The organism is Aliivibrio salmonicida LFI1238, assembly GCF_000196495.1.
In the GTDB taxonomy this organism is placed as follows: domain Bacteria; phylum Pseudomonadota; class Gammaproteobacteria; order Enterobacterales; family Vibrionaceae; genus Aliivibrio; species Aliivibrio salmonicida.
Genome location: NC_011314.1, coordinates 1 through 21,026, shown reverse-complemented (window position 1 = coordinate 21,026; position 21,026 = coordinate 1). Strand labels below are relative to the sequence as shown.

The following is a 21,026-nucleotide window of genomic DNA, read 5'->3' as shown; positions in this document are numbered from 1 at the left end:
TAAAAAAACAGCGATGGTGAAATTGGCTTTTTTAGACGGGCCAATGCTAACTCAGCAACATTCAAATTCCTTACCTTCGAGTGTTAAATATTTTATTTAACGTTCACTACGTGAAATCTAGCTAACTAACATCCTCAAAAAATAATTACAGCCACGTAGCTAACGCTCAAAACCGCCTCTCACTTTCAATTTTACCTTCTGCTGAGGTTCTACTTCCGTCTTACTAATTGCTTGCTCAAGTTCGACACTTGATCGCTCAAGTGATTTACTTGCTCGTTGAGCATCTTGTTTTCCTTCGAGGTAATGGAAAACATTTCTTCCAATCTTTTGTACGCGCTCTGAAAGTCTTGATGTTGCTTCTCGTGCTGTTCCTGTAAAATCTCGAATGCGTTCAAAAGCTGCTTTTCTAATTCGGTCATAATTTATTTCCACTTGATTACATACTTGTCCATTTCCGTCTGATATGTGTCTTGAATTATCGCCCCTTTCGGTAGCACTAGGTAGTTTACTCCGTCTGACGTGATCACTTTGACGTTGTATTTTTCTAATTCTTTCATCTTTTGGTTCTGTTTTCTGATGATCTCCAAATTCTTTTTTATTTGGTTCCCTTGATAATAAAGCACGCCCCAACTCACCAAAAGAAGGTTGATTAACATGACTGGCATCCAAAACCATGTCTTTAATATTAAGCATTTTAGACGCCGATTCTGTGCGTGGATAACGTCTTTCATTTTCAGTTCGCTTAATCTCAACTCCTTTTCTATAAACGCTTCGTGCTTGTTGAACTCGTTCTTTAATGTCTGCTTCGTATCGATCGCTTGCTGCTGTGATTTCTCCTCGAAGTTTTTCGCTAAATCGGAAATCTTGCTCATAAATATGTCCCTTTAATCTGATATTTCGCCCACCTTCGGGATCCGAAATTGAGATGCTTTTTGGGGTTTCTCTTGCTATATCGAAACCCTGTTCCTTTAAAATATTTTTAATATCATCCCTATTCTTAATTTTAGGGTTGTACTACAAAAGCGGTAAAAAACGCCCACTTACCCATGGTATCATATTGATATATAAGTAATTAATATATGGCTTTATTCTAGGGTTTACCGAAACTATCAAACTATCAGTAAAGCCAGTATCCGCTCTAAATCAAATTCATCATCATTTGCGGAATCTCTGGTAAAGTCGTATTGGCCGTGAAGGTTGATATGACGCCAAGTTAAAACCGAACCGTTGAGGATGGATTGAGCGGCATTAGTACGCTCTTCCACACCATTTAAATTTGCCAAATATTGCGATAGATATAGATAGTTCCATAGCACAATTGAGTTTTGAATGAGCATCTTGCAAGCTGCCGTGAGATCTTGTTCGTCTTTCTCCCCTTCTTGTATCTCCTGGTTATTCGCAAAAAATATTGCTTTGGCAAGCTTGTTGGATAATTCAACGCGATTAAGTTGTTTTTCTATCCGCTGACGCAATTCCATATCATCATAATACGTCAATAAAAAATTAGATTTCATGATGCGGCCAAACTCTTTAAGTGCATTATAGAGAGGCATTTGTTTGGTATAAGAGTTAAGCCTAGAGAATAACCGTGAGGCAGACGCTTTTTTGAGTTTTATCGTCACCATAAAACGTAAAATATCCTCCCAATTATCTTTGATTAATTTTTTCCTGATTGCCCGACTAGGCCTTATTGTATGCCCTTTTTCTGAGTGTAAACTCTTACCATCAAAATCATAAATGGTTTGGCTTCCTAGCCCTTTAATTCTCGGCGCAAACGATGTCCCCATAAAATGTGCAGCACCAAATATTGACTCGGTATATCCATGCGTATCAGTACTATGGATATCACTCTTCACAACATCATTATGAGTGATGCCATCGAGCACATATGCGGCTTCTCGTTCAGATGCGCTTATTACCGTTGAGTAAAAAAGTGCCTGACGTTCATCTATAAAGGTATAGACTGTAGAGCCTTTTTCACTGCCAAAATATTTAAAAGAATAGGTGGAATTTAACGAATCAACAGACACGTAGTATTTCTGTCCATCACTGCTTGTATGCAACTGATTTGCATCATGTCTGTATGCGTTAGCAAGAGATAGTTTATCTATGTAGCTAACAATACTGTCACTGGCCGCCTGAATGTTTTTGAGATCAAAGAACCACTTAACCGTGTTATTCAGGACATCTTCACTAATACCCACCGAAATATTTGCGATCCGATTTAATCCCAGGTTACACCCTTTACCAAGGAGGCCGGCTAACAGTACATTCAACGAGGGTTTCATTTTTTTGTGCTTATTGGAAAAGTGTGTGAAGCAGGATTTAAAATCACATACTTGGTTAACATCAGCCAGAATTTTTTGGATTGGTACATAGCCATTCTGCATAAGTGTGTCGCCCACAAAACCAAAATCATTGTTATCAATTTTAGGTGTTTTTACTTTAGGTCTGTTGTCACTATCAAGTTGAAAGTATGGGTTTTTACCTTCGACCAACCGGATATTTACATCATGGTACTTAATATTGAGTTTTTTTCGTAATCCATCCAACACCGTTGAAACGTTACTAAACTCCCAAAGCCCTGCCGCTTGAAGTAACTTGTCTCGATCCTTTGCCCAGGTTTCTTCATCAATAAGGTAATCAAATATTCCTTTGTATTTATAAGTAGCATCGAAAATAAGTTGACCTGCTTTAATGTCATCTGCAACATGAAAAAATAGCAGTGCTTTGTATAACGAAACTCTAAATTTGCCTTCTCTAACAACTGCATCACGCTCTGCTTGATTTAAAAATTCTAGCGGTGGATTGTGCCCAACATCACCATCGGATAAGCTGAAGTGATTAATTGCAGAGAGTAATTCTTTGTTAGTACTTCGATCTGAAAACTCTACTATTTTTAGTATATTTGACACCCTACGCTGTAACTTTAATGATAACGACTCTACAATATCAAAATATCGGCCATTCCCTGTCAAAGCGGCAAGAAACGACTCCATTTCACGAATATTATCTTGTTCTTTTTTATCATAGGATCTCAAACTTTCTTCTATAAGATTTTCCAATTGCCGAACAACTTCGGTGTCAGAAAGTGGGGATTGCGTAACAATATCAATCACTCGATTTCTGAATTTGGTTAAATTCTTGTTTGATTTTGAAACAACTTTTATGGCTGTGTTTCTGCCTGATTGCTGTTCTTTTTCAATTTGTTGCAATTTTGCAGTTAATTGTGACTTGGTAGACAATGTTGATTTTAGATAGATATCAATGAGGGTATCTTGCCGTAAATAAAACTGATGTTTTAAATAGGCCAACATATGCAGATAAGCTTTGTGAGTGCTAGAAAAACTGGTCAACTGAAAGGTTTGTGCTTTTTTCACCCAGGTAGCGAAGTATTCCGTTGCTTGATCTGTTAATTGCAAGTGGTGCGTTAATGTTTTAACGCTCAAATGATAGCTCTTTACCATTTCAAAAGTTTCAACATTTTTCTGGATCTCTGTTGGCTTAACTGACTGGTTAATTGTCTTTAAACTTGTAATGGGTGGGCGAGAAAGAGGACGAGTTTTGTCTATTGAATTAAATAATGTTTGGAGTGATTCATTTTGTTCTTTAGTCATTTGCTTTTTTATAATGACAAGTAATTGTTCTTCATAATCGTTGAAGTGAACGGTAATATAAGCGGAAAGTTTACTGTAAGTAGGGATAATTAGCTTATTGCTCCAACAGTATTCAACGAGGGCCTTAATAACCTTTCGAGGAGAAAGCTGTTGCTCGATAAACCACTTTGCATGATAATTTAATTTTTCATCATGAGATTCATCGGGTAATTTCCAACCTGATAGTGACAATATATTATCCCGATGATATTTACGTGAAGTATCACTGTAAAGGTTAATATCAATTTTTTCAGTTATTTCTAGCATGTTACAAACATATTTAATATCACGTTTTCGGAAGTCCTCTTTGACGTAAAACTTCCCTGATGCTCTAAAGTAGCCAAGTTGAAGTATAAACCCTACTCGATTTATATCTGTCCTAAGTTTGTTAAAACCTGATCGTTTTATTTCGCTCGATATCGAAAAATAACGCGAACGATCAATTTTATAAAATTTAGGTGGTGTATCAAAGTCACGTTGTTCTTTTGGCGTAAAAATAGCAAGTTTGGTCATAACGGGATTCTTATTTTTAATGGTAAGGAATTTCAATGTTTCTTACCATCGAGATAGATCGACGGTGATCACTTCCTTTTGCTCTAACGATCACGCTACATCCCTAGTTCTAGCTAAGCTAGTTGAACAGTTAAAGTTTGTATTCATTATATTTTCATTAATGACATTTAAGTAAACCCTAATGTCATCATAAGCAGATTTAACTATCATCGGTGTGTCGTTTTATTGTTTTCAGTCGTTTTTCATTTATAGTTTTATGATAAATGTTATTGAGGTAGAAAATGAAATATATTAGTTTTATTTTGTTGATTTTCCTTTTTGGTTGCTCGATCCAAAAAAATGAAGAAATGTGGTTTTCGAGTAATGGAAAGGTGGCGACTGATAATGAAATGCTTCAATGTTTTAAAAAGTGTTCATTTGATAATGTATTATTTAAACGCTTGGCCAATGCTGATATTAACGGCGATTTTAATGAGGCTTATGCTCAATTATTAGATGCTGTTCAATGTATTGAACATTCAGGATATGAAAAAAGAGTACCTAAATAAGTCCAGCCATAGTAGTGACTCAGGCGTTAAAATCATTCATTACTTCATTGTCATGTAACATTAAGGTAGCTCCTAATGTTACCCATTTGAGGCTTGATCTATTTAAAAATGTCTTCAAGTGAAGAACGAAAAATTTCTTTATCTTTATCAGTTAAATCTTTATAGGCAATTTTAAGATCGTTAATCAAAGTGTATAAAGATTTAGGGATCCTCATTTGACGTGTTGGCTCTTCTTTCTTTCTTCCTGCGTTTAGGCGTGCGCCACCATGTCGAGAAGATAGAAAATAAGATTTCAAATTATCAGTAATTGGATTTATTGATTGATAAAGAATGTCCATTTCATCGTGAATTTTCACATTTAAAGAATACGGAATAACATCAAAATCTTCTTTGCACGTTGCTAATTCATCATATAAATCATTTAGTTCAATAGCGTAACCATGCAAAAATTCAATGGCTTCATTAATATAAATATCTTTTTCTTCTGATTTTATTTTAATCAAGAAAATTTTGTAATAGCCATTCAACAGACCAAGTAGATATGGAAAGTCCTTACATTTATCGTCTGGTATGTCTTTATTCATTTCTGAGATAAAATTCTGAGCAGAATCATACATATCATCATTTTCAGAAATATATAGTTTAGATAATATGTCATAATAAGTTTTTTCATAATACAACCTATCAGTTAAATCACTATCAGTTAAAATATGTTCAAACTTGGTAATATTTTTCTCATATACACTTATATAATGCTTATAAAAATCAATTGAAAATTCCATAATTAACCCCTTTATTTATATGAGTTGATTATACTTTACAATTTTGAATTTTGCACCACAAATCATATTTAAGCTAAAATACATATCGTCAATATGTATAATACATTATGGGAATATGTTCAATTGGTAAGAAATAATGAAATTTAGTCGTGTCAAAGAAGGTGAGTTTAAGCGTCTGGTTGATACTAAGACGATAACCACTCTTATTGCTCAAGAGTCGAATAATGAACACAATAAGTTTTCACTATTTGGTATTGATGAAAAGAATCAACTTGGTTATGCCGTCCGTCATGGGCGTATTTATGAGCTAAGAACGTGGCGGTTAGATATTTTAAGTGCGCTTGTAAAATCATTAGGCTTTACTTCAATAGAAGTCTATTTTTCTAAAGTAGGGAAGAAGTAAAACATGGGTGCTTGTGGCCTATACCTTACAATCTGAAATCGGGTAGCTGTTTCCAGCTACCCGTCCAGCTTCTATCTTGATTCGTAGGCAAGTGTTGCCGTTATTATCGTACTACCTGATTGATACGAAAAATCACACAGTGAATCACGTACCATCCAAAGACCAATTAAAATAGTCATACAAATGACTACCAAACTCGTTACAGCCGATTTTTTTAGCATTTTACTTGCCTCTTATTAAAATAGAGACTAAGATCCGTATTGTTGAAGTACATATCTAAAGCCTCGTTAGTGAATGAAAATTTACTTTCGGGGTTTTTAGTTATCTACCGTCTACAAAACTTACGTTATGCTTTCGGTTGATAGCCAAAAGCACCCGCAGACATTCTACCTTAAACGCTTTAGCAAATCCTAGCTTTTCATATATACCGTCATTTTTTGCTCGTTTTATTTCTTATATTTACCGTTATCCCTCATTAAATAATATGTAGTAATTTCCTATAGTGTCGTAATTTGCTACATATGTTTTCTAGCGATAACCTGTTTTTATTGCCGTTTTAACGCTCAATTATCGTGTTTATATTTTTTATTTAGGGCGTTTTTTTCTGTCGAAAAAGGGTCATTTCCTCGCGTTGCTCGTCCTCCGATAACCTTTATCCGTAAAGAAACTGAGTTTCTAACGGCTAGTAGGTTCCTGTCGTTATTCCCCCCAACGCAAAACAATATCAAAAGCCAGTGCCAAAGCAAAATCAACGGCTTTCACTTCTGTTTCTTTGTTCTTGTAATCGTCGATAGCGGTTTCATTGCGTCATTGTTTTTCCTATGGGTGACTTTTCATATCGTCTCGCAACTTCCTGTAAATCGTTTCTCACCACAACCTATTGGACAAGGGTATATAAACGCTTCGCGCCCTTGTCCAATAGAACGATGGCAAGAAATCGAACAGTCAGGCGACGACGAAGATGAAAACTCACTTAACCACAGGAAAAACAGCCATGACTTACTCAACAGCTATCAACTCAACAATCACTAAAGAAACAGAAGCGACAAACGTATCCTCGTTTGAGCAGTCAGACTCAAGCAAAAATGAAATGGGTAAAAAGCGTAAAATAAGTAGAAAACGTGCGGTGGTTAGAGTCTCTAAAGACATTTATCAAATGGTAACTGATCGCATTATTGCTGCGTTAGAAAATGGAGTGAAACCGTGGGCATGTCCGTGGGATAGAACTAATGAGTGTTCAATGTTACCGATGAACTTTAAAACAAAAACAAATTATTCAGGGGTAAATATTTTACTGCTTTGGAGTGAAACGGTAGAGAAAGGTTTTACAAGTCCTTACTGGTTGACATACAAGCAAGCCAACGAGCTAGGCGGAAACGTTATTAAAGGACAAAAAGGTACAACTATTGTGTATTACAAAAGTTGGGAAAAAGAAAACGAAGACGGAAAAATAGAAACCATTCCAATGTTAAAAACCTTCACGGTGTTTAACATTGATCAAGTGGACAACATCGAAAAACCAGTGGCGATGGTGAAAGAAAGTAGAGAGAAAAACGAGTTTGTGACGTTGAACCACGTAGAAAATGCGATTAAAAATACTAACATGACAATTAATCATTGTGGCGTTCGTGCTTTTTATTCACCAGCTCATGACGAAATTACATTGCCAATGGTTGACCGTTTTAATTCTTCTTATGATTATTATGCGACGGCATGGCATGAGTTGGTTCATTCAACAGGTCATAAAACCCGTTTAGACCGTGATTTAAAAAATGGATTTGGGTCAAAAGATTATGCGTTTGAAGAATTAATTGCAGAGTTAGGCGCAGAATTTTGTTGTGCAGATTTGGGAATAGTAGGGGATGTTCAGCATGAAAGTTATATTGCAAGTTGGTTAGAGCGTTTAAATAATGATAAGAAATTCATTTTTAAAGCTGCCAGTCAAGCGAGTAAAGCGCATCAATGGCTACTTAAATCGTAAATTGATAAACCAGTCTTCGGACTGGTTTTTTGCGTGCGAGACTCATTCTTCGCCTCGCCACAATGAGCCTAAAGGCTCACTCGAACTTACCCACATACCCACAATAGGCTGGAAATAATTCTAACGGTTTCCAGTTATCCTTATGTGGATATGATGGATAAGTTCGAATTATGCGTTGAAATTTTATCTATAGTATTTGGCTATAGCGACGTTTTTTGCTATATATAATTTAACGAATGTAATATACTAACTGTACAGTAAATAACGGCATAGTATTTTTGTAAGGATGGATCGAGTATGTTGTCACAGAAAGAACAGTTAGAGCTTATTATACTTAGGTTTAAAGGTAAGGAATTTGAATGTTGCTGAGTTAGCATTGGCCCGTCTAAAAAAGCCAATTTCACCATCGCTGTTTTTTTAAAAGGTATCGAAAATATAATTATCGGGGATTTTATAACTGTTTTAGCCCTATTTCATGAGTTTTAGATACACTTATCCTACAAACCTTATTATGCTGCCCTCAATTCTGACTGAACTATCGCATGGGTGACTAAATCATTGACCGAATTTCCGACTCGGAAATTCGTAAACACCAGACGACTTTCACATAAAATACATTCGTACGGATCTACTTTTACATATCCTTTTAACATTGCGGCATACCCTGGCATTTTCGGCTCAGCTTCTATTGTCATACCTAAAGCTGCATAAACTCTAGGCAGAGCTTCTCCACGATGACGCATTGATAAAAAACCGTAGTATCGGATCATCTTGAAATGTTTATCAGGATAGTGCTCTACTATCCGTCTTATCATCTCTTCTGGTGATAATGTTAGGCTGTCTGTTGTTCCTGTTCGATGGTCTAAATAATTAAACGTTATCATTCCGCCTTTGGCGTAATGACTTAAACGTGACGCTGAAATCGGGGGCCGTTTTAAATACCGACCAAGATAGTTCATCGTCGGTTTTACATTATTTGTCTTTTTAGCAAAATGAAGCTTCCAACGACGATTATATTGACTGCTTAAAAAGCGTGACCAATCCGTTTTATTACGGATATAGGGGCATTCTTCGCTTGATAAATCAAGCTCATAATAAGCCTTACCCAATAAACTGACGATAGCCGCTCTCCAACAAGGCTCTGTCGTTTTCATTTGGAAGTAAATGGGTTTCCATAAACCGGTACGTTCACAAATTCCCCCACGAGTGACCGATAAATGTAAGTGCGTATTCCAATTCAGTTTTCGACCGTAAGTATGAAGAGCACAAAAGATACCGACATCTATTCCTTTATCTTTTGCCCATCCCAGCAGAATGTTTGCAGCACATTTGAATAATTTATTTAACAGCCAACGGTTATGACGAAAGATAGGCCATAGCGTGTTTGGAAGGGTAAAGGTGATGTGTTGATATTCGCATTCAGGGAAGACATGTTGTTGCTTTTGTATCCATCGCTCTGTGGCTTTCATGCCACAGCTACTGCACGCTCGAGATTTACAGGTTTGGTGAATATATTTGATATGGGTACAGTCAGGGTTGCAACAATGATATTCGCGAGAGCCAAAAGCCGCTGTCCCACAGGACAGCATCTTTGTGACATTTTCAATCACGACCGCTCTTAGGTTAGCTTTGTTATTATGAAGAAATTTAAGCCAGTTATTTTGACTATTAAATAATTGTTTCAGGGGTTTATATGCGTGCATGGCGATAGGATAAACGATTTATTGGCAACAATGGAAGAGGTTGAGTCCTTTTGATTTGCGCCGTAGGCGCCTATTGTTCATTATTAATGGGCTTGGCCGTGATATTCACGCCTTCCGATACAATGTGATAAACAGGCTTAAACTCACTATCAAGCCCTTTTTCCCATTGAGTAATGACCTGTTTATCGACAACAGTCGATAATTCCCACGACTCAGAGGTTGGCAACAATACGGTGGATTGGTATTGTTGCTCGTTTGAGAAATCATACGACACATTCACAAGCTCAGCGTGTACGGAAAATGAAAGAAACGCCATTACTGGAAGTAAAACGCAGTGTTTCATAAACTAATCCTTATCTTAATTCTTGTGCCCTTTTGGTGGCACGTCGGTAATCAATACGTGATGTCCAATTGTCCTTTGTGACTGGCGACGAATAATTACGCTCTTCACAGATAAAGGCAAACAGTCCCATACGATTAAGTAAGTCAGTTTGTACATCCACATTATGACAACGTAAAAACACAGTTTTTGCTGCCCCTCGCTTATTAAGTTCAAAGTCAGAAGAACAAGAAATTAAGGTAGCGAAAGGAATGTCATTGGTTTTGTGTGGTGTTGGGCAATGCCCACAACTGGCGGTTAAGTTTACGTCGATTAATTCAATATCATCAAGATTTAAATAAGTGACGTGAGTATTTGATATATGGGCTAAACAAAAACCAATCGCACTATTGATATGACGCTTTACTTCACTGCGTGGAAAATGAAAATCTGGTTGAGGTTTATAGCGACCATAAACCAGTTTTTGCACAAATTGAGATTCATCTTTATCACTTTCGGTGATGTCTGAAAGTGTCGCGTTAAGGGCGTGAAGTTCAGCCATATCCAGTAATGGTCTGTGCTGCTCTTTTTCACCGACTAAGAACAAGGCGTATTGAATGGTGTTATTACCTTATTTGATAAGAGAAGAAACTCACTCAGCGATAAATACTTGGATACTGTATATACATAGTAGGGATGCTTGCTGTTTTTCTGCCTACTGCCAATAGACACACCTGAGTGTTACAAGACTTATTCCCTAGTTTGAGTATGCAGTGTTACGTGTTGGCTTCACGAATGGTTTGACCATTAACAGACGGGTTTTCTTTAGTGGTTGTCACGCACTAAAACCAAGTATTTATCGCTGAGTGAGCTTGTGATGCTATGTGCATCGTTGAGTCATCAATGCGTTTTTTTGCTTCGCCATCAATCCGTTCGGGGCGTGGTTTATGGCCTTCTCGCATGAGGGATATGATAAAAACGGCTTCGCGTATTTCGGTGGGTGTCATTTTCATACACGTCCTTTCTGATTAAGGTTTGATAAGGTTTAATTTGTGTAAATCTCTTAACTACATTGCCATTGGTATCACAGTACCAATGCAGTACGCAGCAAGTGGGATGCTCAGCTAACTGGATCGCTTTATCTACTCTGTTTTTTCTAAATGCTTTCACATTAATTCCTTTGAAAAAAGAAAATCCACTCACATTACAATCAATCGGATACATTGATTACCCAGCCAAAATTAGGGGGTGATATGTCCTTTGGACACTGACAAATTATTATGGGCATTTGTCGTTGATCAGCAAAAATAGAGTCTTGACGTTCACACGCGAATAGTCTGGTAGATGATCTGCCTTGGCATTAATTGTTAAAGAGCGATAGATCCAAAAAGTGGATCTTCATTCAAAAAAGAAAACTAACGGATATTAGTTAGTTTTTGTTGAATGTCTTTTTTGACGATAGCAAGGGCTTCTGCGCGCTTACTGCGTCCATTTCTTTCAGCTTGAAGTTTTAGTAAGTGATTTGTCTCTTTATCGAGTTCAAACCAAAGACCGATAGCTCCTTGCTTTTTGTTTTTGCTCATTCAATAACCTTGAGGGTTTCAGCCTGTAAAAAGTACTGTATGGATGATCATTAGTAAGGATGATAATTAAACAATTGAACATTGTAAAGTTTAAAATAGACAAGAATCGACAAAAATCGACAAAAAATAGCTAATAATTAAAAAATTAGCTATTTTCTTTAGATTCGGGAGTTAGAAATGACAACAATTGGCGAAAGAATTAAGTCGTTAAGATTAAATCAAGGACTTTCGCAAGAATCTTTAGCTGAGAAAATAAATGTTACAAAATCTACCATTTCTCAATGGGAAGTTGGAAAAGCGCAACCAAAGAATAAAAATTTATTATCGATAGTTACGTTTTTTGATACGACTTATGAATATTTGAAAGGGGGAGGCGAAATAGATGATCGTTGTCCCCGTGTAGTATCGGTTCCATTTTATAATGTATCAGTCGCTGCTGGTTTAGGTATTATTAATGATTCTGAAACTTATACGTATGTAGATATTGAAAATTTACAGGTGTCAAATATTGAACATCTAGTATCACTAACCGCTAGCGGTGATTCAATGGAGCCTGTGCTTAAAGATGGTTCCATTCTTGTAGTTGACACTCAAAGTAAAAATATTATTGATGGTCATATGTATGTATTTAGACAAGATGATTTACTTCGAGTGAAATTGATCTCATATGAGAAAAACCATTTGATAGTTACGAGCTACAATAAAGAATATAAAGATGAAATGTATAAATTTTCTGAATTGGATGATTTAAATATTATTGGACAAGTTATTTGGCATTCAACGAAACTTAACTGAAATTGACTAAAATGTACTTTATAATAATACATATTATGGATATAATAGGCCTAACTTAATTTAAAGTGCATTACATAGCACACTACTACATAGTTTCTTATGTAGTGTATTTTTTAAGCTAGAGTGTGTTAGACTGTCAATCTAACTATACAGCATTCGTAAAAAAGCCGACTACCTCAACAGGGTCGGCTTTTTTTATACTTAAAATTTGTTGAAATAACAATCGGTTGATCTTTGTGATCTTTTCCTATAGATTAGTTATCAATGTTTGAGGTGACACTTAAACAGCCCTATAAACTGTTGAGAATCTAAAGATGAACTTATTTCAATGTTGCCTCTGGCAACCCATAACACAAAGACGCAATTCCTATCACCGTAATGCCTTAGCTTATGCTATCAGACGTTATGATGAGGATGTGTCTCATGAGCATTTCTGATCTTCTCTCTAAAATTCAAATCAAAAAACAATATGATGCTGAATATCGTTCTAAACGTAAAAATCGTAAGCATGAGCTGATTGAACTTCATCGTTCTGTTGTTGCTGATGAAAACAAAAAGAAGCCTAAGACCCCTTTTAAATTCGATTTTCGCTCTCGTCGTTTGCTGCGCAGTGGCAAATGGGAAATCTTGCCGCCTGAATACGCACGTATTTTAAAATCGTGTGAAGAATTTATAGCTAACCCGAACCGTTTCCCTGCATTAAATGCGTGGGGAGGTGAAGGCGTTAATAATATTCAATGCCGACGACTCGTTGCTAACGTACTTGCATGTATCATTGTAAATACTGATCTCATTGGTGGCCGCATTGGTTTACCAACGGAAGCTGGGCTAAAAACGATCAGTTATGATCACTTACAAGAAGATTATGCGTTGCGCTTTGGTCGTTTTATTTCGCCTAAATCGTTCGCTAAAGCGATCTCATACTTGAAGCGCGCTGGTTATCTTCACAGTGAGCGTATCAACGTTTGTGTCGATCTGAAAGAAGGGACTATTCGTAGTGCCCCTGCGTATAAACAGTTCTCTGAGCGTTTCTTTAGTGACTTGAAAGTGGTTCGTTACAGCAATATTTGCCAACTCATTATTGCGTCTCGTAAGCGTCAAGAGAAAAAAGGCTTACGTTTCTCTTGGGTATCGTTCCGAACCCTTGCCAATGGCGTACAAGAAGTATTTAACGCGGATAAGCTCAATAATGTAGCTCAAAGTGTTACTGCTGTCTTTGATGCTTACTTGCCACATCCTGCCCCTCATTAACTATGATTAAACGTATCCGCGAAAGCGGAGGCATTCTCACATCTAAAATTCATAGAGCCTGATTTTTACCCCTATTTTTACCTGTTTATCTGATTAACTACAATAATTATCGTTGTTTTTGGCTTACTTTCGTGTGGCTGTGGATTAATTTTGTTATCCACAATAAAGGTAGTGCAATAAATTATCCTTAAAAAAAAGCACAATAAAGGCTACGAATACACGGCTGCGCTTATGAGTACTAACGTATTAGTACTTTGTATTTATATAAATAATTAAATAAATATTTAAGAAAAACAAAGAGCAGAACATTAAGTACCTCCCATTAATTTTCAATTTACTCTTCAAACACAAAAAGATTTCAGAAGAAAATTAACAGGCCCCCAGCCAGTTCAATTTCATTACACATGAATAGACCATCACCCTACTGGCTGCGCTGAAGATTTCTTTTGTCATCCGACAGGAAACACAATACATCCTGGTTATACTCCGAACTTTAAGAGCATTCTTGCAGAAAAGGGGCTGAGGTTACTTTAAATGTAGGGATATTTGCTCGTATATTGGTTTCTATAAGGTATTGTGGAAGTGAATGACTCTGACTTACTAAACAACGGTATCATCGAGCCATGACCGTTACCGCTCTCTTTTCCTGTATCGCTTTGTATTTCAAACAGGTTAAAAACCTGCTTAAAATGAAATACATCCCATTAAGGGGGTTGAGCACCAATAGAGCAGAAAACAACGATAAGATGATTAACCTATTGTTATCTATACGAATTTAAAAGAATAAATAATGATTTACTTTTCTTGCATACTGTATAAAAATGTACTGGTTATATATACAGTTAATTGTGAGGTTATTATGCGTATTGAAATGATTTTAAATTCCGCTTTTCTACCAAGAAATGGAACCGCGCTTATTCAACAAGAAATGGAGCGTCGAGTATGGCAACGTTACCCTGATGCACGTATCCGATTACGAAAAGGTACAAGCAATCATTTAGAAATCTATGCTCCTAAAAATGACAAAGAAGCAGCCAATAAGCTGATTGAAGAAATGTTTAATGATGCTGAGGAATGGCTTTATGTGTGAGCGTTGTCGTCGTGAATTTAACAGTATGTATTCCAATACGCCTGTCTATTAGGGGGCAGTTTGGATATCGAAAATTATTGTACGTTAAGAGCAAAATTTGTTCAGTTCGTACCGCTAACCCATTGATTACTTCAATTGACTATCGTTTTTAAGTTGTCGTACAAAGGCTATCGCATTTAAGTTAGCGCATTGATGTTATTACTGCTGCAATTCCCTATCTCATTGAGGTACACCCAAACGGGATAGATCACATCAGTATCACTACCGTACAATAATGTCCGATATCCAAACTCTCCCCAAATACATCAAAATGGTCAACCGCTTCCCTTTCCTGATAAAATGGATGCTTTATGGCGATTGGCATTAGGATTACCTTCTCTGCAATAGCCTACTCTTTTTTTAGTGAGCACCATGAGCAAACTTAAATACCATCAAGCCTTTACCAATTTAACCACTCTTGCTCTGCTTCATCTGTACAGCTACATGGAAATGTCATCGCGTTTTGTACCGATGAAGAAGCGGAGCGAGCTACTGATTAAGTTTCTAAAGAAACAAATGGCGTTACAGGGTAACGCCATCATAAAGAAAGACATTAAGGTGTTAATTACTCAGGCGCGTCAAGGCAAAAACATCGAGAAAAAATTAGGGGAGTTACACAAAGTGAACTGTCAATATGGCGAGAAATTTACGGATGCAGACCATCTGTTTATCTTACTGACTTATCTTTATGAACAGCATGGCTTTGAATCGACGCTCGACAACTCAGAGATTGAACGAGAGCCTGGTATTATTTATACCGACAGTGAATTAATTGATACCTGCTTTAGTGATGAAAATATCTTATTCAGACCGCTACCTCTTTCTGTCATCATGGATGAGCCAAGCCGATTGGTGGATATTATTAATGGTCATGGAGGGATGTTTATTGCAGAGCATTTATCGACGTCAATTGATAATCGATGTGCGACCGTATTGCTGCATAAAATCCCTACTCCTGAAAAATAAAAGCCTGATAAGGCTTTTATTCTGCAACTGTCCACTTCCCCAATTCTTTTGATGTGAGTAAGTTTTCGGCTATATCGTAAATTTCAATCTTCACCGTTCCCATTGACGATGATGAACGTTTTGCGGCTGGAAGTCCTTTCATTAAAATCGTTTCGCTGCACAGTAACGTCTTTTCATTATTCAGGTAGTTAATTTTAAACACTGACATAGCGCCCTCTTTCTATAAATATAATGTCAAAAAAATTAATGGTTGTAAATTAATTATCCGCTATAACAAAGACTTAAATGCAAATCATTAAAACATGATTTCATGAATTAATTAAAGCATGTTTTAATGATTTAATTGGTGGATTCCTGTGCTATAATGTTTTCATTCTTTCATGGAGTAATGAAAACATTTAATCATTATTTCATGTTTTCATTAAATAATGATTGGTACTATTATGATAATTAGTTTTTTAAGTCAAAAAGGAGGAGTAACTAAAAGTACTTTAGCTAGAAGTATTGCAGTTGCTTTTGCTGATAATAGCTGGACTGTACATATTGCCGATATGGATTGGCAGCAGCAAACATCTTGTAAATGGTCTGCTAGAAGAGATCAAAAAGAAATCCAACCAACAATTACAACATCAGCTCATCGCCGAGTTGAGTCTGCATTAAAATGTGAGAAATCATATAATTTACTTGTTATAGATGGCCGCCCTGCCGCTGATCGGGATTCTATTGTTATAGCGAAAGCATCATCACTAATTGTGTTACCAACGGGTACTTCATTAGATGATTTAGAGCCTCAATTACATTTAGCGAATGATTTGAAAATGAATGGTATACCTGTTGATAAAATCATTTTTTTAATCAATAAGTCGCCTACTGATTCTGAAACAAATAATGCGGTTGAAACAATTAAGGCGTGGGGGTTCAACGTATGTCAAACAGCGATTCCTTTTAAAGCAGGATATTCCTCTGCTCAAGATCAAGGTTTGTCTATTACCGAGACTAGATATCCATCACTTAATAAATTGACATCAAAAGCAATTCAAGAAATTGTTGATTTAATGATTTAATGATTTAATGATTTAATGATTTAATGATTTAATGATCGAGGTTTTTATGAAAAATAATAAAGTAAAAATAGCACCACCATCAGGTAAGCCTACATTAGTAACAGATATGCCAGCAAGTAGTAAAGCATCTAGTGGTGAAGAAACTAAAAATATTCAGTTTAAAGTGACACCAGAAAAACATAATGAAATTAAATCATATGCAGCAGAAAGAGGCTTGTCTTTGAAAGAGTTATTCTTATCATTTTACGAGAATGAAAGAATGAAAGAATGAAAGAATGAAAGAATGAAAGAATGAAAAACCCCTAAGTTCCTCGCCAAAGTCTCCTAGGGGTTAGCGTGACCAACTATTTCAATAGGAATTAATCACAAATGAACTCTACTATTTTAAAGCCTATTTGCATAGTGCTATCTATCGCAACGGCTTCTCTATCTGCAATTTTAACGGCTCAATTCATGTATGGCATAGGGTTAGCTATGGGTGAGCTTATACTAATGACAGCGTTAGGCATTGTGTTAGATTTGGCTAAATGCGCTACACCGTTGTTTGTTCTATTTTTGTTTTCACAAAAACAATACGCTTCTGCGCTGTTTGCTCTGGTATTGAGTATGACGTTAAGTGTTGTTTCGTTCTCTGCATCGGTGGCCGCTTTAGAGCAAGGCGTTGTCGCTAGTCAAAAAAACAGTACTGCTTATCAAGCCGTTTCTCAGCAAATTAAAGAATACACAACCCAAGTGGACGAGTTACGTCTTCTTGCGGCCAAACAACAAAACGCAAACCTCATTACTAAATCGGAAAGAACGCTAGAAAAAATTGAACCTCTTTTAGTTCGTATCGATGATCTTTATCAACGCCAATCGACTCTACCTAGCGAATTGACGGTCTTTGATAAATTCGGTTTGTTGATTAGTTACATTACGTCAGCGGCACTCGAATTAATGAGCTGGTTGTTAGTGTTGGTTTCTAACGCATTGAAACGCAGCCACACGCACTCGAACGCAGTTGTGCGCAGTCATGATAAATCGTCTGCGCTAGAGCTTATTCAGCCTGACTTTATCCAAACGCAGTTAGAAATTGAACCGCAGTCGTGCGCAGTGAATGACGAATATTTTAATGACTGCGTTTCTGAGCCTGTTGATTGTCATGAAGAGGAAGTATTCAGTGACGACCATCTAAAATGTAATGAGCAAGTCTATCTGGAGATCAAGCAAGCGGTATTAGCAAAAGAAGTAAAACCAAGTCAACGAGGAATTGGTGAGAGATTTAAAGGGGTAGGGCGTGATACCATTAATTTTGTGTTAATGGATCTGAAACACGCAGGATTCTTGCGGTCATATAGAAAAGGCTATGCCTTTGCTTAATGGTTTTAAAAAGGAGAGTATCAATGTTATCCCATTCAGTGATGCACAAGATTGCAGATATAGCAGATCTTGCTAGTAAAGAGAGTGGTACATCTTATGAAGAGTACATTCGATTATTTTCAATCTCTTTTGATAAAGAGTTTAAACAGTATCGTCCTATCAATGAAGTGAAGCGATTTGCTAGAGAGTATGGCTATGCCACTAAATCAGAGCGAAATTAGTGAGTGAAATGCGTTGTTATAGCTGTTTTTATAAATGAAAATTAATTTTGTTTTACAAAAAATAAAAATTGCTTTATATGGTCAAGTCTATTTATTTGATGGCAAAAAATATGAGAAAAAGCATTCGGTTTTACGATGATGTCCATTTTCCAAAAGGGTTTAATCGCAAAGGATTTACGATTAAGGAAGCCGCAGTTTTAGATAATTATGGTTTGACCATGAAAGGGCTTCTTGATGGCTCTCTAATGCCAGACAGTGACGAAGAAAAGTTGTTTTTACTCGGTGTTAAAAATGAAGATAAATCGGTCTCTTTATTCGTTCAGTGTTGGTTAAAATATTCTGACTTAATCACAAAGAAACCAAAGTTGCATACATTATGTGGAAATCCTTATGTTTGATATAAGTGATTTGACAATAAAAGAATTGATTGAATTAAATGACAGAATTACAGAGCGATTAAGAGAGTTAGAATCGCTCAAAAACTCAGTACTTATGGACAATTTTAGGTTAGGAGATCCCGTTTTTTTTATACCTCCTAATGGTTCTAAAGTATGCGGTATTGTGATTAAGAAAAATCAAAAAACGATCTCTGTTTTAGATGATTCAGGAAATAGTTGGAATGTTCCTCCCATGCATTTAGTGTCTCAAGGGACTGAAAATGTGTTTGATGTGGATTGGGAAAAGAACGTAAAATCTAAATAACGATATGAGTTTGAATATCTAAACTCGATCTTCATTGTATATTTTAACTATTCGTATCACGGTTCTTGCTGTTACCCCTACCAACTTCGCTGTTGCATTGACACTTAGCTGATTATGAACACGAAGTTGGATTATTTTTTCATGCATATCTAAATCAGGTCTTCGGCCTCTGTAAAAACCTTCCACCTTGGCTCTTTCAATACCTTGCTCCTGACGCCTTCGTCTATCCTGATAATCTTTTCGTGCTATGGCCGCCAGCATGTCTAACATCATATTATTGATTGCTCTGAACATGGCTGATGTAAAATCATCATTATGATGTTTCATTAGTACTGTGTGGCTGGTTGGTAAATCCAAGCTGATCACTTTTAATTGTTTTTTATTGATTAATGCTTTTAGTGTTTCCCAATCTTCATCATTAAGACGAGAAAGGCGATCAACTTGCTCAATAAGGATAGCGTCGCCTTTTTCTGCATCTTTAAGTAATCGCATTAATTCAGGTCTTTGTAGTGATGCGCCAGAAACGTTTTCAATATACCAACCAGCAATACGAGCACCTTTATCTTCAGCAAAAGACTTTAAGCTGTCTTGTGCTCTTTTTGCGTCTTGTTCTTTGGTTGATGCTCTTAGATAGCCAAATATGTACATGAATTGAGCCTAGGTGTCATTAAAGTAATGATCTAATACTACATGACAAAAAGATGATGACAAAATGATTTTAGGGCTAAAATTAAACCTATGACATTAGGGTGTACCCTAATGTTATAGGTACAGGCTATGGATAAATAATTTTGTTTTTATGCTGACGTTATAAGGTGGGAAATCGGCTAGGCTGTCTATTTCGTGATTAGGTTATTAACCTAACCATGTTGTCCGGTCTACTATCATGGATTTAGACGTTATTTAATTTTAAGATCATATATGAAAAAAAATCAGCCTTTAACAAAATTAACTTTATTTGTCATATCGATACTAACCACCTGCGTTGCTAACGCCTCAATTGAATTAACATTAGATGACGTTAAGTTTGATAAAAATACAGGTACGATTTTAGGTTATGTTTCGAGTTATACCGATATTATTATTCCTGAACAATTTCAACATATATCTGTGACCTCTATTGGTGATTCCGCATTTTCTTTTCACCATCTAAAAAAAGTAATCATTCCTAACTCGGTGAAAATTATTCATGATTCGGCATTCACTCAAAATGAGTTAACCAGCGTGACGATCCCTGATTCAGTGATAACCATAGGTAATTCGGTGTTTTCTTATAATCAATTAACAAGAGTGAAAGTTCCTGACTTAGTAACAACCATTGGTAATAGAACATTTGCTAATAACAAATTAACAAGTGTAGATATCCCAAACTCAGTGATTACTATTGATGACTCTGCATTTTTTTATAATAAATTAACTCATGTAATAATCCCAAATTCGGTGACAACGATTGGTAATAAAGCATTCTTCAATAATCAGCTAACGAACATAACAATACCTAACTCATTGATTAATATTGGTAATAATGCGTTTCATGCAAATAAGTTAATCACCGTTAGTATTCCTAATTCGATGACTACTACTGCTCATAATTTGTTTGATGAAGAGGTCATTATCACAAGAGCTTCATTGTAGTAGTTAGGCATTGTCTATTTGATAAAGAGAGGCCTTAGACTCAGTTTTATATGTAAAAAGAGTGTCACTGTATTGGTGTAATGAACATGACTGAAAAAAAATATGGTTCGTGTTGGTATAAAAGAATATGCCAAGCGTACATAATTAAAAAGTATGAAATTTATGGATATACGTCATTAGATAAATTATCCGAGTGGAACCGATTAGTACCAAAGCGGCAAGAGGGAGAGTTTTCCTGTAGAAAAGAATATCAATATATTAATCCGCTTGATGGACGTAAGGATAATTAGTCGCAACACTTGAACTATGCATTGAAAAGGCCAGACCTAAGCTAGTAGCCTTTCTTTTAGCTCGTGATCACCTTTTAATTCAAATAGTAGCTAGAACTAGTCATAACTTCATTGTCATATGGCAGT

The 21,026-nt window shown here is 36.2% G+C and carries 24 protein-coding genes and 1 pseudogene; 14 read left to right on the top strand and 11 right to left on the bottom strand.

Features of this window, described 5'->3' with window-relative positions; translation table 11 throughout:
- Positions 1-159: 159 nt before the first annotated feature.
- From VSAL_RS24325 to VSAL_RS22520, 3 genes and pseudogenes are all read right to left on the bottom strand, one after another.
- Positions 160-693: a hypothetical protein gene (locus tag VSAL_RS24325; RefSeq protein ID WP_422614557.1), complete on the bottom strand. Its 534-nt coding sequence runs from the start codon at positions 691-693 to the stop codon at positions 160-162.
- 35 nt (positions 694-728) lie between these two features.
- Positions 729-872: pseudogene (locus tag VSAL_RS24320) on the bottom strand (MbeB family mobilization protein); the annotation flags it as partial.
- Between the two features lie 237 nt (positions 873-1,109).
- Positions 1,110-4,169: a Tn3-like element ISVsa19 family transposase gene (locus VSAL_RS22520; protein WP_012552328.1), complete on the bottom strand. Its 3,060-nt coding sequence runs from the start codon at positions 4,167-4,169 to the stop codon at positions 1,110-1,112.
- 281 nt (positions 4,170-4,450) lie between these two features.
- On the opposite strand from VSAL_RS22520, the gene VSAL_RS22195 reads away from it, so the two are divergent.
- Positions 4,451-4,717 carry a hypothetical protein gene (locus VSAL_RS22195; RefSeq protein ID WP_012552327.1) on the top strand — a complete coding sequence of 89 codons (267 nt, stop codon included), beginning with the start codon at positions 4,451-4,453 and terminating at the stop codon, positions 4,715-4,717.
- 98 nt (positions 4,718-4,815) lie between these two features.
- On the opposite strand, the gene VSAL_RS22190 is transcribed toward VSAL_RS22195, so the two are convergent.
- Positions 4,816-5,499 carry a hypothetical protein gene (locus VSAL_RS22190; RefSeq protein WP_012552326.1) on the bottom strand — a complete coding sequence of 228 codons (684 nt, stop codon included), beginning with the start codon at positions 5,497-5,499 and terminating at the stop codon, positions 4,816-4,818.
- Between the two features lie 136 nt (positions 5,500-5,635).
- On the opposite strand from VSAL_RS22190, the gene VSAL_RS22185 reads away from it, so the two are divergent.
- Positions 5,636-5,902, top strand: coding sequence for a hypothetical protein (locus VSAL_RS22185; protein ID WP_012552325.1), 267 nt, complete (start codon positions 5,636-5,638; stop codon positions 5,900-5,902).
- Between the two features lie 71 nt (positions 5,903-5,973).
- Here VSAL_RS22185 and VSAL_RS23140 read toward each other — a convergent pair whose 3' ends face one another.
- Positions 5,974-6,123, bottom strand: coding sequence for a Hok/Gef family protein (locus tag VSAL_RS23140; protein ID WP_083799331.1), 150 nt, complete (start codon positions 6,121-6,123; stop codon positions 5,974-5,976).
- A gap of 773 nt (positions 6,124-6,896) precedes the next feature.
- Between VSAL_RS23140 and VSAL_RS22180 the strand changes: the two genes are divergently transcribed.
- Positions 6,897-7,883: an ArdC family protein gene (locus tag VSAL_RS22180; protein WP_012552323.1), complete on the top strand. Its 987-nt coding sequence runs from the start codon at positions 6,897-6,899 to the stop codon at positions 7,881-7,883.
- A 509-nt stretch (positions 7,884-8,392) separates the two neighbouring features.
- On the opposite strand, the gene VSAL_RS22175 is transcribed toward VSAL_RS22180, so the two are convergent.
- From VSAL_RS22175 to VSAL_RS23130, 4 genes are all read right to left on the bottom strand, one after another.
- Positions 8,393-9,586 (bottom strand): IS91-like element ISVsa9 family transposase, encoded by a 1,194-nt coding sequence (locus VSAL_RS22175; protein ID WP_044583708.1) that lies wholly within the window; start codon positions 9,584-9,586, stop codon positions 8,393-8,395.
- A gap of 70 nt (positions 9,587-9,656) precedes the next feature.
- Positions 9,657-9,929, bottom strand: coding sequence for a hypothetical protein (locus VSAL_RS22170; protein ID WP_044583707.1), 273 nt, complete (start codon positions 9,927-9,929; stop codon positions 9,657-9,659).
- A gap of 10 nt (positions 9,930-9,939) precedes the next feature.
- The gene (locus tag VSAL_RS22165) at positions 9,940-10,467 is read right to left on the bottom strand and encodes a hypothetical protein (RefSeq protein ID WP_049940481.1); all 528 of its coding nucleotides are present in this window, start codon (positions 10,465-10,467) and stop codon (positions 9,940-9,942) included.
- Positions 10,468-11,320: 853 nt separating this feature from the next.
- Positions 11,321-11,488 carry a TraY domain-containing protein gene (locus tag VSAL_RS23130; RefSeq protein WP_012552319.1) on the bottom strand — a complete coding sequence of 56 codons (168 nt, stop codon included), beginning with the start codon at positions 11,486-11,488 and terminating at the stop codon, positions 11,321-11,323.
- Positions 11,489-11,665: 177 nt separating this feature from the next.
- On the opposite strand from VSAL_RS23130, the gene VSAL_RS22160 reads away from it, so the two are divergent.
- The 4 genes from VSAL_RS22160 to VSAL_RS22145 all read left to right on the top strand — a co-directional run bounded on the left by VSAL_RS22160 (position 11,666) and on the right by VSAL_RS22145 (position 15,629).
- Positions 11,666-12,283, top strand: a complete 618-nt coding sequence (locus tag VSAL_RS22160) for an XRE family transcriptional regulator (protein ID WP_012552318.1) — start codon at positions 11,666-11,668, stop codon at positions 12,281-12,283.
- A 423-nt stretch (positions 12,284-12,706) separates the two neighbouring features.
- Entirely contained in the window at positions 12,707-13,534 is an 828-nt protein-coding gene (locus VSAL_RS22155) for a hypothetical protein (RefSeq protein ID WP_044583705.1), read from the top strand.
- 859 nt (positions 13,535-14,393) lie between these two features.
- The gene (locus VSAL_RS22150; protein ID WP_044583704.1) at positions 14,394-14,624 is read left to right on the top strand and encodes a DinI-like family protein; all 231 of its coding nucleotides are present in this window, start codon (positions 14,394-14,396) and stop codon (positions 14,622-14,624) included.
- A gap of 411 nt (positions 14,625-15,035) precedes the next feature.
- On the top strand, positions 15,036-15,629 hold the full coding sequence (locus VSAL_RS22145) for a DUF2913 family protein (RefSeq protein ID WP_012552315.1): 594 nt from the start codon (positions 15,036-15,038) through the stop codon (positions 15,627-15,629).
- 16 nt (positions 15,630-15,645) lie between these two features.
- On the opposite strand, the gene VSAL_RS22140 is transcribed toward VSAL_RS22145, so the two are convergent.
- Positions 15,646-15,837 (bottom strand): hypothetical protein, encoded by a 192-nt coding sequence (locus VSAL_RS22140; RefSeq protein WP_012552314.1) that lies wholly within the window; start codon positions 15,835-15,837, stop codon positions 15,646-15,648.
- A gap of 235 nt (positions 15,838-16,072) precedes the next feature.
- Here VSAL_RS22140 and VSAL_RS22135 point away from each other — a divergent pair, with 235 nt between their 5' ends.
- The 6 genes from VSAL_RS22135 (at position 16,073) to VSAL_RS22110 (ending at position 18,975) form a co-directional block, all read left to right on the top strand.
- Entirely contained in the window at positions 16,073-16,693 is a 621-nt protein-coding gene (locus VSAL_RS22135) for a ParA family protein (RefSeq protein ID WP_044583703.1), read from the top strand.
- Positions 16,694-16,739: 46 nt separating this feature from the next.
- Positions 16,740-16,964 carry a hypothetical protein gene (locus VSAL_RS22130; RefSeq protein ID WP_044583702.1) on the top strand — a complete coding sequence of 75 codons (225 nt, stop codon included), beginning with the start codon at positions 16,740-16,742 and terminating at the stop codon, positions 16,962-16,964.
- A 98-nt stretch (positions 16,965-17,062) separates the two neighbouring features.
- Complete coding sequence (locus VSAL_RS22125) at positions 17,063-18,052, top strand: membrane protein (RefSeq protein WP_012552311.1); 990 nt, start codon at positions 17,063-17,065, stop codon at positions 18,050-18,052.
- Positions 18,053-18,075: 23 nt separating this feature from the next.
- Positions 18,076-18,273: a hypothetical protein gene (locus tag VSAL_RS22120; RefSeq protein WP_044583701.1), complete on the top strand. Its 198-nt coding sequence runs from the start codon at positions 18,076-18,078 to the stop codon at positions 18,271-18,273.
- Between the two features lie 110 nt (positions 18,274-18,383).
- Positions 18,384-18,671: a DUF413 domain-containing protein gene (locus tag VSAL_RS22115; RefSeq protein ID WP_012552310.1), complete on the top strand. Its 288-nt coding sequence runs from the start codon at positions 18,384-18,386 to the stop codon at positions 18,669-18,671.
- Positions 18,664-18,975, top strand: a complete 312-nt coding sequence (locus tag VSAL_RS22110; RefSeq protein ID WP_012552309.1) for a hypothetical protein — start codon at positions 18,664-18,666, stop codon at positions 18,973-18,975. The genes VSAL_RS22115 and VSAL_RS22110 overlap by 8 nt, the downstream gene beginning before the upstream one ends.
- 18 nt (positions 18,976-18,993) lie before the next feature.
- Here VSAL_RS22110 and VSAL_RS22105 read toward each other — a convergent pair whose 3' ends face one another.
- The gene (locus tag VSAL_RS22105; protein ID WP_012552308.1) at positions 18,994-19,623 is read right to left on the bottom strand and encodes a recombinase family protein; all 630 of its coding nucleotides are present in this window, start codon (positions 19,621-19,623) and stop codon (positions 18,994-18,996) included.
- Between the two features lie 273 nt (positions 19,624-19,896).
- Between VSAL_RS22105 and VSAL_RS22100 the strand changes: the two genes are divergently transcribed.
- The gene (locus tag VSAL_RS22100) at positions 19,897-20,610 is read left to right on the top strand and encodes a leucine-rich repeat domain-containing protein (protein WP_012552307.1); all 714 of its coding nucleotides are present in this window, start codon (positions 19,897-19,899) and stop codon (positions 20,608-20,610) included.
- The last annotated feature ends 416 nt before the right edge of the window (positions 20,611-21,026 follow it).

What these genes read in the sequence shown, in the direction of transcription:
- VSAL_RS24325 (WP_422614557.1), bottom strand. Translation starts at nt 693, where the DNA reads ATGCTTAATATTAAAGACATGGTTTTGGATGCCAGTCATGTTAATCAA.
- VSAL_RS22520 (WP_012552328.1), bottom strand. Translation starts at nt 4,169, where the DNA reads ATGACCAAACTTGCTATTTTTACGCCAAAAGAACAACGTGACTTTGAT.
- VSAL_RS22195 (WP_012552327.1), top strand. Translation starts at nt 4,451, where the DNA reads ATGAAATATATTAGTTTTATTTTGTTGATTTTCCTTTTTGGTTGCTCG.
- VSAL_RS22190 (WP_012552326.1), bottom strand. Translation starts at nt 5,499, where the DNA reads ATGGAATTTTCAATTGATTTTTATAAGCATTATATAAGTGTATATGAG.
- VSAL_RS22185 (WP_012552325.1), top strand. Translation starts at nt 5,636, where the DNA reads ATGAAATTTAGTCGTGTCAAAGAAGGTGAGTTTAAGCGTCTGGTTGAT.
- VSAL_RS23140 (WP_083799331.1), bottom strand. Translation starts at nt 6,123, where the DNA reads ATGCTAAAAAAATCGGCTGTAACGAGTTTGGTAGTCATTTGTATGACT.
- VSAL_RS22180 (WP_012552323.1), top strand. Translation starts at nt 6,897, where the DNA reads ATGACTTACTCAACAGCTATCAACTCAACAATCACTAAAGAAACAGAA.
- VSAL_RS22175 (WP_044583708.1), bottom strand. Translation starts at nt 9,586, where the DNA reads ATGCACGCATATAAACCCCTGAAACAATTATTTAATAGTCAAAATAAC.
- VSAL_RS22170 (WP_044583707.1), bottom strand. Translation starts at nt 9,929, where the DNA reads ATGAAACACTGCGTTTTACTTCCAGTAATGGCGTTTCTTTCATTTTCC.
- VSAL_RS22165 (WP_049940481.1), bottom strand. Translation starts at nt 10,467, where the DNA reads ATGGCTGAACTTCACGCCCTTAACGCGACACTTTCAGACATCACCGAA.
- VSAL_RS23130 (WP_012552319.1), bottom strand. Translation starts at nt 11,488, where the DNA reads ATGAGCAAAAACAAAAAGCAAGGAGCTATCGGTCTTTGGTTTGAACTC.
- VSAL_RS22160 (WP_012552318.1), top strand. Translation starts at nt 11,666, where the DNA reads ATGACAACAATTGGCGAAAGAATTAAGTCGTTAAGATTAAATCAAGGA.
- VSAL_RS22155 (WP_044583705.1), top strand. Translation starts at nt 12,707, where the DNA reads ATGAGCATTTCTGATCTTCTCTCTAAAATTCAAATCAAAAAACAATAT.
- VSAL_RS22150 (WP_044583704.1), top strand. Translation starts at nt 14,394, where the DNA reads ATGCGTATTGAAATGATTTTAAATTCCGCTTTTCTACCAAGAAATGGA.
- VSAL_RS22145 (WP_012552315.1), top strand. Translation starts at nt 15,036, where the DNA reads ATGAGCAAACTTAAATACCATCAAGCCTTTACCAATTTAACCACTCTT.
- VSAL_RS22140 (WP_012552314.1), bottom strand. Translation starts at nt 15,837, where the DNA reads ATGTCAGTGTTTAAAATTAACTACCTGAATAATGAAAAGACGTTACTG.
- VSAL_RS22135 (WP_044583703.1), top strand. Translation starts at nt 16,073, where the DNA reads ATGATAATTAGTTTTTTAAGTCAAAAAGGAGGAGTAACTAAAAGTACT.
- VSAL_RS22130 (WP_044583702.1), top strand. Translation starts at nt 16,740, where the DNA reads ATGAAAAATAATAAAGTAAAAATAGCACCACCATCAGGTAAGCCTACA.
- VSAL_RS22125 (WP_012552311.1), top strand. Translation starts at nt 17,063, where the DNA reads ATGAACTCTACTATTTTAAAGCCTATTTGCATAGTGCTATCTATCGCA.
- VSAL_RS22120 (WP_044583701.1), top strand. Translation starts at nt 18,076, where the DNA reads ATGTTATCCCATTCAGTGATGCACAAGATTGCAGATATAGCAGATCTT.
- VSAL_RS22115 (WP_012552310.1), top strand. Translation starts at nt 18,384, where the DNA reads ATGAGAAAAAGCATTCGGTTTTACGATGATGTCCATTTTCCAAAAGGG.
- VSAL_RS22110 (WP_012552309.1), top strand. Translation starts at nt 18,664, where the DNA reads ATGTTTGATATAAGTGATTTGACAATAAAAGAATTGATTGAATTAAAT.
- VSAL_RS22105 (WP_012552308.1), bottom strand. Translation starts at nt 19,623, where the DNA reads ATGTACATATTTGGCTATCTAAGAGCATCAACCAAAGAACAAGACGCA.
- VSAL_RS22100 (WP_012552307.1), top strand. Translation starts at nt 19,897, where the DNA reads ATGAAAAAAAATCAGCCTTTAACAAAATTAACTTTATTTGTCATATCG.